This window comes from Roseicella sp. DB1501 (assembly GCF_013112485.1).
Taxonomy (GTDB): domain Bacteria; phylum Pseudomonadota; class Alphaproteobacteria; order Acetobacterales; family Acetobacteraceae; genus Paracraurococcus.
Genome location: NZ_JABFHG010000019.1, coordinates 1 through 12,004, shown reverse-complemented (window position 1 = coordinate 12,004; position 12,004 = coordinate 1). Strand labels below are relative to the sequence as shown.

General features: G+C 70.9%; 9 protein-coding genes and 1 riboswitch. Of the genes, 7 read left to right on the top strand and 2 right to left on the bottom strand.

What is annotated here, in order from left to right; genetic code table 11:
* Nucleotides 1–3: 3 nt before the first annotated feature.
* The 6 genes from HJG45_RS25725 to thiC all read left to right on the top strand — a co-directional run bounded on the left by HJG45_RS25725 (nt 4) and on the right by thiC (nt 6,556).
* Complete coding sequence (locus HJG45_RS25725) at nt 4–171, top strand: hypothetical protein (RefSeq protein ID WP_171616470.1); 168 nt, start codon at nt 4–6, stop codon at nt 169–171.
* Nucleotides 172–329: 158 nt separating this feature from the next.
* The gene (hisS, locus tag HJG45_RS25720; protein WP_171616468.1) at nt 330–1,706 is read left to right on the top strand and encodes a histidine--tRNA ligase; all 1,377 of its coding nucleotides are present in this window, start codon (nt 330–332) and stop codon (nt 1,704–1,706) included.
* The gene (prfA, locus tag HJG45_RS25715; protein ID WP_171616465.1) at nt 1,703–2,758 is read left to right on the top strand and encodes a peptide chain release factor 1; all 1,056 of its coding nucleotides are present in this window, start codon (nt 1,703–1,705) and stop codon (nt 2,756–2,758) included. Before hisS ends, prfA begins: the two co-directional genes overlap by 4 nt.
* Nucleotides 2,755–3,636: a peptide chain release factor N(5)-glutamine methyltransferase gene (gene prmC / locus HJG45_RS25710; protein WP_171616463.1), complete on the top strand. Its 882-nt coding sequence runs from the start codon at nt 2,755–2,757 to the stop codon at nt 3,634–3,636. Before prfA ends, prmC begins: the two co-directional genes overlap by 4 nt.
* Nucleotides 3,637–3,893: 257 nt before the next feature.
* Nucleotides 3,894–4,358 carry a DUF4167 domain-containing protein gene (locus HJG45_RS25705; protein WP_171616461.1) on the top strand — a complete coding sequence of 155 codons (465 nt, stop codon included), beginning with the start codon at nt 3,894–3,896 and terminating at the stop codon, nt 4,356–4,358.
* A gap of 204 nt (nt 4,359–4,562) precedes the next feature.
* Nucleotides 4,563–4,671: riboswitch (TPP riboswitch) on the top strand.
* Nucleotides 4,672–4,738: 67 nt separating this feature from the next.
* Nucleotides 4,739–6,556 carry a phosphomethylpyrimidine synthase ThiC gene (gene thiC, locus HJG45_RS25700; RefSeq protein WP_171616459.1) on the top strand — a complete coding sequence of 606 codons (1,818 nt, stop codon included), beginning with the start codon at nt 4,739–4,741 and terminating at the stop codon, nt 6,554–6,556.
* A gap of 162 nt (nt 6,557–6,718) precedes the next feature.
* On the opposite strand, the gene HJG45_RS25695 is transcribed toward thiC, so the two are convergent.
* Complete coding sequence (locus HJG45_RS25695) at nt 6,719–7,489, bottom strand: MOSC domain-containing protein (protein ID WP_171616458.1); 771 nt, start codon at nt 7,487–7,489, stop codon at nt 6,719–6,721.
* 188 nt (nt 7,490–7,677) lie between these two features.
* Between HJG45_RS25695 and clpB the strand changes: the two genes are divergently transcribed.
* Nucleotides 7,678–10,266, top strand: coding sequence for an ATP-dependent chaperone ClpB (gene clpB, locus HJG45_RS25690; RefSeq protein WP_171616456.1), 2,589 nt, complete (start codon nt 7,678–7,680; stop codon nt 10,264–10,266).
* 84 nt (nt 10,267–10,350) lie between these two features.
* On the opposite strand, the gene HJG45_RS25685 is transcribed toward clpB, so the two are convergent.
* A complete protein-coding gene (locus HJG45_RS25685; RefSeq protein WP_171616454.1) occupies nt 10,351–11,610 on the bottom strand; it encodes a M23 family metallopeptidase in 1,260 nt (419 codons plus the stop codon).
* Nucleotides 11,611–12,004 lie beyond the last annotated feature (394 nt).

Genomic DNA, 12,004 nt, shown 5'->3' with positions numbered 1-12,004 from the left:
CGGATGAACGGCTTCGGCTTCTCGGCGCTGCTGGTCGGAATGCTCCGGCGGCATCCCATCCCGGGGCTCGACGAGGACCTGGCGCGCCGGGACGCGGCGCTGCGGCGGCTCGGGCTGCTGGCGAGCCTGCACCTGGCGCTGCTGCTGGCGCTGACCCTGATGGCGCGCTGAGCCCGCTGGCGCCCGGGGCCGGGGGCGGGTCCCGGGATACTCCTGGACAGCCCCTCATCACCCGCGACCCCCGTCGCTACCGCAGCTATGTCCCCGGCCTGCGCCTGATCTGCCCCTGAACCCTTGCCCGTTGCCCCGCCGCGCGGCAAACCGCGGCCATGGCCCAAGCCCCGCTCCAGCCCGCCCGCGGCACGCATGACCTGATCGGCGCCGAGTTCCGCCGGCATCACCATGTCATCGAGGTGGCGCGGCGCATCGCCGCCCTCTACGGCTTCGAGGAATGGGCCACGCCGATCTTCGAGGATACCAGGGTCTTCGCCCGCGGCCTCGGCGACACCTCGGACGTCGTCTCGAAGGAGATGTATTCCTTCGCCGACCGCGGCGGCGAGAGCATCACCCTGCGGCCGGAGAACACGGCCGGGGTGTGCCGGGCGCTGGTCTCGAACGGCCTGACGCAGTCGAACCTGCCGCGCAAGGTCTTCTATGCCGGGCCGATGTTCCGCTACGAGCGGCCGCAGAAGGGGCGCTACCGGCAGTTCCACCAGATCGGCATCGAGGTGCTCGGCGCCGCCGAGCCGCTGGCCGATGCCGAGGTGATCGCCTGCGGCTGGCACATCCAGCAGGAGCTCGGCATCGACGAGGGCACGGTGCTGGAGATCAACACGCTCGGCGATGCGGCGAGCCGCGAGGCCTACCGGGCGGCGCTGATCGCCTATTTCGCGGCGCACCGGGACGCCCTCTCCGAGGACAGCCGGACGCGGCTGGAGAAGAACCCGCTTCGCATCCTCGACAGCAAGGACCCGAAGGACAAGGCGCTGGTCGCCGGCGCGCCCACCATCCACGACCACCTGACCGCGGAGGCCGCCGGCTTCTACGCCGCGGTCAAGCGCCACTTGGACGCCTTCGAGGTGCCCTTCCGGGAGAATCCGCGGATCGTCCGCGGGCTCGACTATTACAGCCATACCGCCTTCGAATTCGTCACCGACCGGCTCGGCGCCCAGGGCACGGTGATGGGTGGCGGCCGCTACAACGGGTTGGTCGAGGAGATGGGCGGCCCGCCAACCCCCTCCGTCGGCTGGGCCGCCGGGGTGGAGCGGCTCTCGCTGCTGCTCGAGGCGGCCGGGCTGACCCCCGCGGCGCCGCGCCCGGTTGCGATCATCCCGATCGGCGAGGCGGCGGAGCCGGCGGCGATCGACGTGCTGCAATCGCTCCGCGACTACGGCGTGGTGGCCGAGATCGCCTATCGCGGCAATATGAAACGCCGGCTGGAGCGGGCCAACCGCATCGGCGCCGGCGCCGCGGTCATCCTCGGCGAGGAGGAGCTGGCCGCCGGCATGGCGGTGGTGCGCAACCTCGATGCCGGTTCGCAGGAGCGGGTGGCGCTGCCCGACCTGCTGCGCGCTCTGGCCGAGACCGGCGTGGTCGAGAGCGCCGCCCAGGCCATGCTGAACAGCATCCTCGAGGAGGAGCTCGGCGACGACCCGGAGGACACGGACGCGGACACGGACGAGGACGGAGACGAGGGCCGGGCGTGAGCATCGCGGAGAAGCTCGGCCGGGTCCTGACGCGGGCGGAGGAGCTGAAGCACCTCCTCTCCAGCGCCGAGGGCAGCCAGTTCGGCGTCCTTTCCAAGGAGCTCGCCGAGATCGAGCCGGTGGTCGAGAAGGTCGAGGCGCTGCGCGCCGCCGAGCGGGCGCGCGACGAGGCCGAGGCGATGCTGGCCGATCCCGAGCTGCGCGAGCTCGCCGAGGACGAGTACCTGGCCCAGAAGGAGGCGGTGCCGCGGCTCGAGCGCGAGCTGCAGCTCATGCTGCTGCCGAAGGATGCGGCGGATGAGCGCAGCGCCATCCTCGAGATCCGCCCTGCCGCCGGCGGCGACGAGGCCGCCCTCTTCGCCGCCGAGCTGTTCCGCGCCTATCAGCGCTATGCCGAGGCCCGCCGCTGGCGCTTCGAGGTGATGGAATACGACGAGAGCGACCTCGGCGGCGTCAAGGGCGCGGTGGCCGAGATCGCCGGCCGCGGCGTCTTCGCCCGGCTGAAATACGAGAGCGGCGTGCACCGCGTGCAGCGGGTGCCGGCGACCGAGACGCAGGGCCGCATCCACACCTCGACCGTCACCGTCGCCGTGCTGCCGGAGGCGGAGGAGGTCGATGTGCAGGTCAATGAGGGCGATCTCCGCATCGACACCTATCGCGCCAGCGGCGCCGGCGGCCAGCACGTGAACAAGACCGACAGCGCCGTCCGCATCACCCATCTGCCCTCCGGCATCGTGGTGGCGATGCAGGAGGAGAAGTCGCAGCACAAGAACCGCGCCAAGGCGATGAAGGTGCTACGCGCCCGGCTGTACGAGGCCGAGCGCTCCCGCCTCGCCGCGACGCGCGCCGCCGACCGCAGGGGCCAGGTGGGCACCGGCGACCGCAGCGAGCGCATCCGCACCTACAATTTCCCGCAGGGCCGCGTCACCGACCATCGCATCGGCCTCACCCTGCACAAGATCGAGCGCGTCATGCTCGGCGAGTTCGACGAGATCGTCGATGCGCTGACCGCCGAGGACGAGGCGGCGCGCCTGGCGGCCGAGGGCGCATGAGCGGCTGCGCCGACCCGGCCAGCGCCATGACGGGGACCGTCGGCGCCTTCCTCTGCCGGGCCGGGCAGCATCTGCGGGCGGCGGCGATCGAGGCGCCGCGGCTGGAGGCGCGGCTGCTGCTGGCCCATGCCATGGGCTGCCGGCAGGAGGACCTGCTGCGCGAGCCGCGCGCCCCGGTGCCGCCCGCCGCCGCCGTCGCCTTCGCCGGGTTGCTGCAGCGCCGCCTGCAGCACGCGCCGGTCGCGCATCTGCTGGGCGAGCAGGAATTCTGGTCGCTGCCCTTCGCCGTCTCGGCTGCGACATTGGTGCCGCGGGCCGATTCGGAGACGCTGGTCGAGGCGGCGATCGCCGCCTTCCCGGCGCGCGAGCGGGTCCGTCGCATCCTCGATCTCGGCACCGGCACCGGCTGCCTGCTGCTGGCGGCGCTGACCGAGTTTCCGGCGGCGACCGGAGTTGGGCTCGACCGGGTGCCGGCGGCGGCGGCGCTGGCGCGGGCCAATGCCGGGCGGCTCGGTCTCGGCGGGCGGGCCCGCTTCCTCGTCGCCGATTGGGCGGCGCCGCTCGCCGGGCGCTTCGACCTGGTGCTGAGCAACCCGCCCTATATTGAATCGGGCGCGCTTCCCGGCCTGATGCCCGAGGTGGCGCGGCACGAGCCGGCGACGGCGCTGGATGGCGGGTCGGACGGGCTAGTGGCCTACCGCGCCCTCTGCGCTGCCCTGCCGGGGCTGCTGGCGCCGGGTGGCCGCGCTGTGCTGGAGCTCGGCCAGGGGCAGCGGCCGGCGGTCGAGGCGATCGCCGTCGCGCATGGGCTTGATCCGCTGGCCTGCCGACCCGATCTGGGGGGCGTGTCGCGGGCCTTGGTGCTCGGACACCGCTGATCGGGGGCGTCGCGTCAGGCGCCGCGAAAAAAAACCGATTGGCGGGCCGCCGCGCTGCGGCTAGCTTGCGGCAGGCCCTCGCGGGCGGATGGGCAAGCCCACCGCCCTGGCGTTTGGGGCCGAGCAGCGGACGGGCTGTGGGCATTCACGCCGGCCGCAACGCCTTTTGGAGACATCGACCGCTTGTGCCGCAGGTGCCGGGGCTTGCCCCGGGGCAGGCGGAGCGGCCCAGCTGCGAGACGGCAGACGCAATACCGATGAACATGAAACGTATGCGCGGCCGCAACCACCGGCATGGTGGTGGCGGAGGGGGTGGCGGTGGCGGCGGGCAGTTTCGCCAGTCCGGCCACCAGCCTATGAATCGCAACCATGTCTTCGACTCGAACGGGCCGGACATGCGGCTCCGCGGCACGGCCCAGCAGCTCTTCGAGAAGTACCTGCAGCTTGGGCGCGACGCGACCAGTTCCGGCGACCGGGTGATGGCCGAGGGCTATTTCCAGCACGCCGAGCACTATTTCCGCATCCTCAACGCCATGAGCCAGGCGCAGCAGCAGCGCGAGGGCCAGCACCAGCCGCGCCGCTTCCAGTCGAATGCCGAGTCCGGCGAGGCGGGCGAGGGGCAGGAGGCGCCGGGCGAGATGAACGGTCAGGTCAACGGCCATGCCCTCGAGGGCGAGCCCGAATATGACGGGCCGCAGCCGGAGACGCGCGAGCCGGTATGATATCGGCGTGCATTGATGTTGCCGCATCAATGCCGTCGATTGCCGGCGTCACCTCCGGTGGTTTGGCTTCGCGGCATGAGCCGCGGCGTCCGTTCGGGCGTTCAGCCGGCTGCGAGTCGGGATTCATGCGACCCGGTATGAACAGGCTCGGCACGTCGCCCGGCACGTCGCATTGACAGGCGGCCTGTGCCGGTCGCAGGGTCAGGCTGTTCCAAGGGGGGCTCCGCATGGGGCTGAGATACGGCTAAGGCGCCGTGACCCTTTGAACCTGATCCGGGTCATACCGGCGTAGGGAGAGGAACGATTGGACGTCATCCGCAAAGGGACGTCCGCCCCGCGCAACCGATGTTCCCGGATCTCCATCTCTCGAGGAGGTCCATATGCCTGATTCCCTTCCTCCCGACCTGCCGCAGGTGACGACCGGCGCCTTGCCGGCCTCGCGCAAGCTGTACGTGCCCGGGCAATTGCATCCCGGGCTGCGGGTGGCGATGCGCGAGATCGCGGTGGGCGGCGGCGAGCCGCCGCTGCGGGTCTACGACCCCTCCGGCCCCTACACCGACGAGGCCCACCGCGCCGATATCCGCCGCGGCCTGCCCGGGCTGCGCCAGGCCTGGATCGAGGGGCGGGGCGATGTCGAGGCCTATGACGGGCGTGACCCGAAGCCCGAGGATGACGGGCTGAAGGCCGGCGAGCAGCGCAAGGTCCCGGTCTTCGACCGCGCCGGGCGCCGGCCGCTGCGCGCGAAGCCGGGCGCCGCCCCGACCCAGCTCGCCTATGCCCGCGCCGGCATCGTCACGCCGGAGATGGAATACGTCGCCATCCGCGAGAACCTCGGCCGCGAGCGGGCGCGCGAGGCGGCGGCGCGGGACGGAGAGAGCTTCGGCGCCGCCATGCCCGATTTCGTCACGCCGGAGTTCGTCCGCGACGAGGTGGCCCGCGGCCGCGCCATCATCCCGGCCAACATCAACCACCCGGAATCCGAGCCGATGGCGATCGGGCGGAATTTCCTGGTCAAGATCAACGCCAATATCGGCAACAGCGCCGTCTGGTCCTCGGTGGGCGAGGAGGTGGACAAGCTGGTCTGGGCCATCCGCTGGGGCGCCGACACGGTGATGGACCTCAGCACCGGGCGGAACATCCACACCACCCGCGAATGGATCATCCGCAACAGCCCGGTGCCCATCGGCACGGTGCCGATCTACCAGGCGCTGGAGAAGGTGGGCGGCAAGGCGGAGGAACTCACCTGGGAGATCTTCCGCGACACGCTGATCGAGCAGGCGGAGCAGGGCGTCGACTACTTCACCATCCATGCCGGGGTGCGGCTGCCCTATATCCCCCTGACGGCCAGGCGCGTCACCGGCATCGTCTCGCGCGGCGGCTCGATCATGGCCAAGTGGTGCCTGGCGCATCACCGGGAGAGCTTCCTCTACGAGCGCTTCGACGAGATCTGCGAGATCATGCGGGCCTATGACGTCAGCTTCTCGCTCGGCGACGGACTCCGGCCAGGCTCCATCGCCGATGCCAACGACGCGGCGCAATTCGCCGAGCTCGAGACGTTGGGTGAGCTGACCCAGGTGGCCTGGAAGCACGACTGCCAGGTGATGATCGAGGGGCCGGGCCATGTGCCCATGCACAAGATCAAGGAGAACATGGACAAGCAGCTCCGCGAATGCGGGGAGGCGCCCTTCTACACCCTCGGCCCGCTCACCACGGACATCGCGCCAGGCTACGACCACATCACCTCCGGCATCGGCGCGGCGATGATCGGCTGGTTCGGCACGGCGATGCTCTGCTACGTCACGCCGAAGGAGCATCTCGGCCTGCCGGACCGGGACGACGTGAAGACCGGCGTCATCACCTACAAGATCGCGGCGCATGCGGCGGATCTCGCCAAGGGCCATCCGGCGGCGAAGCTGCGGGACGATGCGCTGAGCCGGGCGCGCTTCGAGTTCCGCTGGCGCGACCAGTTCAACCTCTCCCTGGACCCGGAGACGGCGGAGCGCTTCCACGACCAGACCCTGCCGGCCGAGGGCGCCAAGCTGGCGCATTTCTGCTCCATGTGCGGGCCGAAATTCTGCTCCATGAAGATCAGCCAGGACATCCGCGCCGCGGCCGAGAAGGGCATGGAGGAGATGGCCGAGCGCTTCCGCAACGATGGCGGGCGGATCTACGCCGCGCCGCGGCCGGCGGCGGAGTGATTCTTCTCCACGACGCCGCGCAGCGGCGTCGTGGGGGCCCCGTGATGCACCTCATGCCCTGAGCGCGTCACAGCCTGCCGCGGCCAAGCCGCGGCAGGGCAACGGGCAGCGACCAGGCTCGACAGGCACCAGGTGCCCCGGCGCGCGCGAGGCCGGGCGGCATCAATGCAGCAGATCGCCCTCCAGCGGCTCCAGCGCGTCGCCGACCGCGATCCGGCCGCCCTCGATGACCTCGGCATAGACGCCGAGATCGGCATGGCCGAAATGCTGCCGCAGCCATTTCGGCGGCTGCGCGTCCCGTTCGGCGGTCTCCGGGTTCACCTCGGTCGCCGGGCAGCGGACAATGCGCTTGAAGACCCGGAGCCGGGCGGCGCCAAGCTGGATCTCCTGGCCGAGCAGGTCGAACTCCGCCCAGGGCCGCGCCCCCGAGACGTAGATATTGGCCCGGAAGCGCAGCGGATCGAGAGGCATTCCCGCCTTCTCCTCCAGCGCGTGCAGGCTGGAGAGACCGATGATGGAGACGCATTTCGCCGCCACATCGGTGAAGTTGTGCCCCGGCGCCTCCAGGAAGCGCGGCGTGCCGCGCGCCTCTTCGCCGAGGATGCCGGCGAGGAAGGCGGCGATCTCGGCGCGCCCCGCCTCCGTCCGGGTGCTGGCGAGCAGCGGCGGCGCCTCGGGCGCCCGGATCGCCAGCAAGCCGGTCTTCGGATCGAAGGCGGTGTGCAGCAGGGCGAGCCGGGCATTGGCCATCAGGCAGCCGAAATGCCGCTTTGACAGCCAGGCCGGCGCGGCCGGATCGAAGGGCGCATCGCCCTGGGCGAGGGCGAAGCGGCGGTCATGCGGCAGGCACTGGCCGGGCGTGAGCAGCACCTCCTCCAGCGCCTCGGCGGTCAGGCCCTTCACCGGGTAGCGGTAGATCTGCTCGATGCGCATCGGACCATTTTCCCTCCCGCGGACCTTGACCCAAGCCAAGGCGAAATACCACATCCCCGGTGAACTTGGCGCCCGCCACTGCCTCTTGAGGGGTGGCGGGGCCGGTCGCCGGAGACTCGGCGGGCCGAGCGGAACCCCGGGCGCGCGAGCGCTGCCGGTCCGCGGTCCGCAGATGAGGGACGCAGAGAATGGACATCGAGAAATTCACCGACCGCGCGAAGGGCTTCCTGCAGGCCGCGCAGACCATCGCCATCCGCGACTACCACCAACGGGTCACGCCCGAGCACCTGCTGAAGGCGCTGCTCGATGACGAGCAGGGTGCGGCCGCCGGGCTGATCAAGGCCGCCGGAGGCGATCCCGCGCGCGCCAAGCAGGCCGTCGATGCCGAGGTCGGCCGCCAGCCCAAGGTCACCGGCGGCGGTGCCGGCCAGCCGCAATTCACCCCCGACATCGTCCGCGTGCTGGATGCGGCGCAGAGCCAGGCGCAGAGGGCCGGCGACAGCTTCGTCGCCCAGGACCGGCTGCTGGTCGCGCTCGCCGCCTCGGACGGCCCCGCCGGCCGCATCCTGAAGCAGGCCGGGGCGGATGCGCAGCGGCTCGAGGCCGCCGTCGCCGATCTGCGCAAGGGCCGCAAGGTCGACAGCCAGAACGCCGAGGAGCAGTTCGACGCGCTGAAGAAATACGCCCGCGACATCACCGAGGCGGCGCGCGAGGGCAAGCTCGACCCGGTGATCGGCCGGGACGAGGAGATCCGCCGCGCCATCCAGGTGCTGGCGCGCCGCACCAAGAACAACCCGGTGCTGATCGGCGAGCCCGGCGTCGGCAAGACGGCGATCGTCGAGGGGCTGGCGCTGCGCATCATCAAGGGCGACGTGCCGGAGGCGCTGAAGGACAAGCGCGTCATGGCGCTCGACCTCGGCGCCATGGTGGCCGGCGCCAAGTATCGCGGCGAGTTCGAGGAGCGGCTGAAGGGCGTGCTGCAGGAGGTCGAGCAGGCCGCCGGCGACATCATCCTCTTCATCGACGAGATGCACACCCTGGTCGGCGCCGGCAAGGCGGATGGCGCGATGGACGCCTCGAACCTGCTGAAGCCGGCGCTCGCCCGCGGCGAGCTGCACTGCATCGGCGCGACCACGCTCGACGAGTACCGCAAGCATGTCGAGAAGGACGCGGCGCTGGCCCGGCGCTTCCAGCCGGTCTTCGTCGGCGAGCCCTCGGTCGAGGACACGATCAGCATCCTGCGCGGCATCAAGGACAAGTACGAGACGCATCACGGCGTCCGCATCACCGACAGCGCGCTGGTCGCCGCGGCGACGCTCTCCAACCGCTACATCACCGACCGCTTCCTGCCCGACAAGGCGATCGACCTGGTGGACGAGGCCGCCTCGCGGCTGCGCATGCAGGTCGACAGCAAGCCGGAGGAGCTCGACGAGCTCGACCGGCGGCTGATGATGCTGAAGATCGAGCGCGAGGCGCTGAAGAAGGAGGAGGACGCCGCCTCCAAGGACCGGCTGCAGCGGCTGGAGAAGGAGCTCGCCGATCTCGAGGAGCGCTCGCGCGAGATGACGCAGCGCTGGGAATCGGAGAAGGGCAAGGTCGTCGCCACCAAGAAGGCGAAGGAGGAGCTGGACAAGGCCCGCACCGAGCTCGAGCTGGCCGAGCGCAAGGGCGATTTCGGCCGTGCCGGCGAGCTGAAATACGGCATCATCCCGGGCCTCGAGAAGCAGATCGCCTCGGCCGGGGATGGCGACGGGCGGCTGGTGAACGAGGCGGTGACCGAGGAAGGCATCGCCGCGGTGGTCAGCCGCTGGACCGGCATCCCGGTCGAGAAGATGCTGGAGGGCGAGCGGGCCAAGCTGATCCGCATGGAGGACCAGCTGCGCAAGCGCGTGGTCGGCCAGGAAGAGGCGTTGGAAGCGGTCGCGAAGGCGGTGCGGCGCGCCCGCGCCGGGCTGCAGGACCCGAACCGGCCGATCGGCAGCTTCCTCTTTCTCGGCCCGACCGGCGTCGGCAAGACCGAACTGGTGAAGGCGCTGGCGAGCTTCCTCTTCGACGACGAGCGGGCGATGACCCGCATCGACATGTCGGAATACATGGAGAAGCACTCCGTCTCGCGGCTGGTCGGCGCGCCCCCGGGCTATGTCGGCTATGACGAGGGCGGCGCCCTGACCGAGGCGGTGCGGCGGCGGCCCTACCAGGTCATCCTCTTCGACGAGGTCGAGAAGGCGCATGAGGATGTCTTCAACATCCTGCTCCAGGTGCTCGACGACGGCCGGCTGACGGACGGCCAGGGGCGGACGGTCGATTTCCGCAACACCATCATCGTGCTGACCAGCAACCTCGGCAGCCAGGCGATCGCGGAGCTGCCGGAGAATGCCGATATCGAGGCGGCGCGGCCGGCGGTGATGCGGGCGGTGCGCGACCGCTTCCGGCCGGAATTCCTCAACCGGCTGGACGAGATCGTGCTGTTCCGGCGCCTGGCGCGCGGCGACATGGCGGCGATCGTCGACATCCAGCTCGATCGGCTGCGCAGGCTGCTGGCGGATCGCAAGATCGCGCTGGAGCTGGACGAGCCGGCGCGCGAGTGGCTGGCCGAGGCGGGCTACGACCCGACCTATGGCGCGCGGCCGCTGAAGCGGGTGATCCAGCGCAGCCTGCAGGACAAGCTGGCGAACATGCTGCTCGAGGGCAGCATCCACGACGGCGAGACGCTGCAGGTGACCGCGGGCCCCGACGGGCTCGAGGTGGCGCCGGCGCCGCTCGCCGCGGCCGCCTGACGCCGCAGCCAGGAAAAACGGCGCGTCCCGGCTTCGAGGCGCGCCGTTCGCGTCTTGGGGGGGAAGGGGGAGGGTGGCGGCGCGTCAGTCCTCGGCCGCGGCGACTTCCTGCATCGGCTGCAGACGCGCGAGCTGCGTGACCAGCGCCTGCCGGCTGGCCTGGAAGGCCGCCAGCTCGGCGCCCTCCAGCACCTCGGCCGGATGCGTCCGGGCCTTGGCGGGATCGATCTGCATGCCGGCCTCGGCGAGCTCGAAATGCAGGTGGTTGCCGGTGGCGACGCCGGTGCGGCCGACCCGGCCGACGAGCTCGCCCTGCCGCAGGCGGTCGCCCACCTTCAGGCCCGGCGCGAAGGCGGAGAGATGCGCGTAGCGCGTCGTTCGGTCTTCGGCATGCTGCAGCGTGATGACGCGCCCATAGCCGCGCATCCAGCCGATCTGGATGACCTCGCCATCGGCGGCGGCCAGCACCGGCGTGCCGCGCGGCGCGGCGAAGTCGATGCCCTGGTGCTTGCGCGTGTAGCCCAGCACCGGATGCGAGCGCATGCCGAAGCCGGAGGTCACCCGCGCGCCGTCGAGCGGCGTGCGCAGGAAGGCGCGGCGCAGGCTGCGGCCCTCGTCGTCGAACCAATCGGGCCCGGCCGCCGTGTCGTAGCGCCAGAGCGAAAGATGGCGGCCGCCGATGGCGAAGGCGGCGTGCAGCATGCGGCCCTCATGCAGCAGGTCGCCGGCGGGATCGCGGTAGCGCTCGAACAGGATCTCGAACTGGTCGCCGGGACGGATGTCGCGCTGGAAATCGACCTCATGCGCGAGGCCCTGCACCAACTCGCGGCCGAGGCCGTCCGGCAGGCCGGCGGCCCGCAGGTCGTCCAGCAGGTTCTCATGGATGCCGCCGCGGGCCAGCACCAGATGCCGCCGCTGGCCCTCCATGGCCTCATGCGCGATCCAGCCGGTCGGCGTGCGGGTGACGGTCACGGTGCGGCCCGGCTGCGCCTGCAGCGAGACGGCAATCAGCGCATCATCCCCCGGCGCCTGACGCAGCGTCAGCGCATGGCCGGCCGGCAGCGCCGCCTTGGGTGGCAGCAGGGGGGCGAGGGCGGATACGGCCGGTTCCACCTCGCGCCGTTCGACGCCGGCCGCGGCCAGGACCTGTGCGACGGTCTGGCCGCGGCGGGCGACCACGGTGCGGATGGTGGCGCCGCCGCCGGCGGCCGGGGCGGCATTGGTCGCAAGCACGGTCCGCAGCCCGGACGAGGCCGGTTCGGCGAAGGCAGGGCAGGCGGCGGCGCCGAAAGCCAGGCACAGATAGGACAGCCAGCGCCGACGGCGCCGGATGCGATGCAGCATGGAAGACCCCCTCCCAGGGCTGAAATCTGCCGTAACCCTTCCAATGAGAATCACGCCAAGTCAACAGCTTGAACGGTGCGGTTGCAGTATGAGATGAGCCATTAAGGCGAATGTGGCGTGACGGCGAGAAAGGGGTTTGACAGGCCGCGGGAAGGGCCATAGAAGCCGGCCTCCCGACGCGGGGCCGGTTGGCCGGACGACGGGACGGAAGGTCGATCCTCGGTGACGAGGCCGGCTTTCAGCAACGGCAGGAAGCCTGCCGGGCTATGTTCTTTGACATTTGCATCTGGTTTTGGAAGTACGCGTTGAGAGATGTGTATTGCTGCTTGGTGGTCCTAGTTTGGGCTGTCTGGGTGGTATGGTTCTGCTGTGTATTCTGTGACTTGTTCTCTGT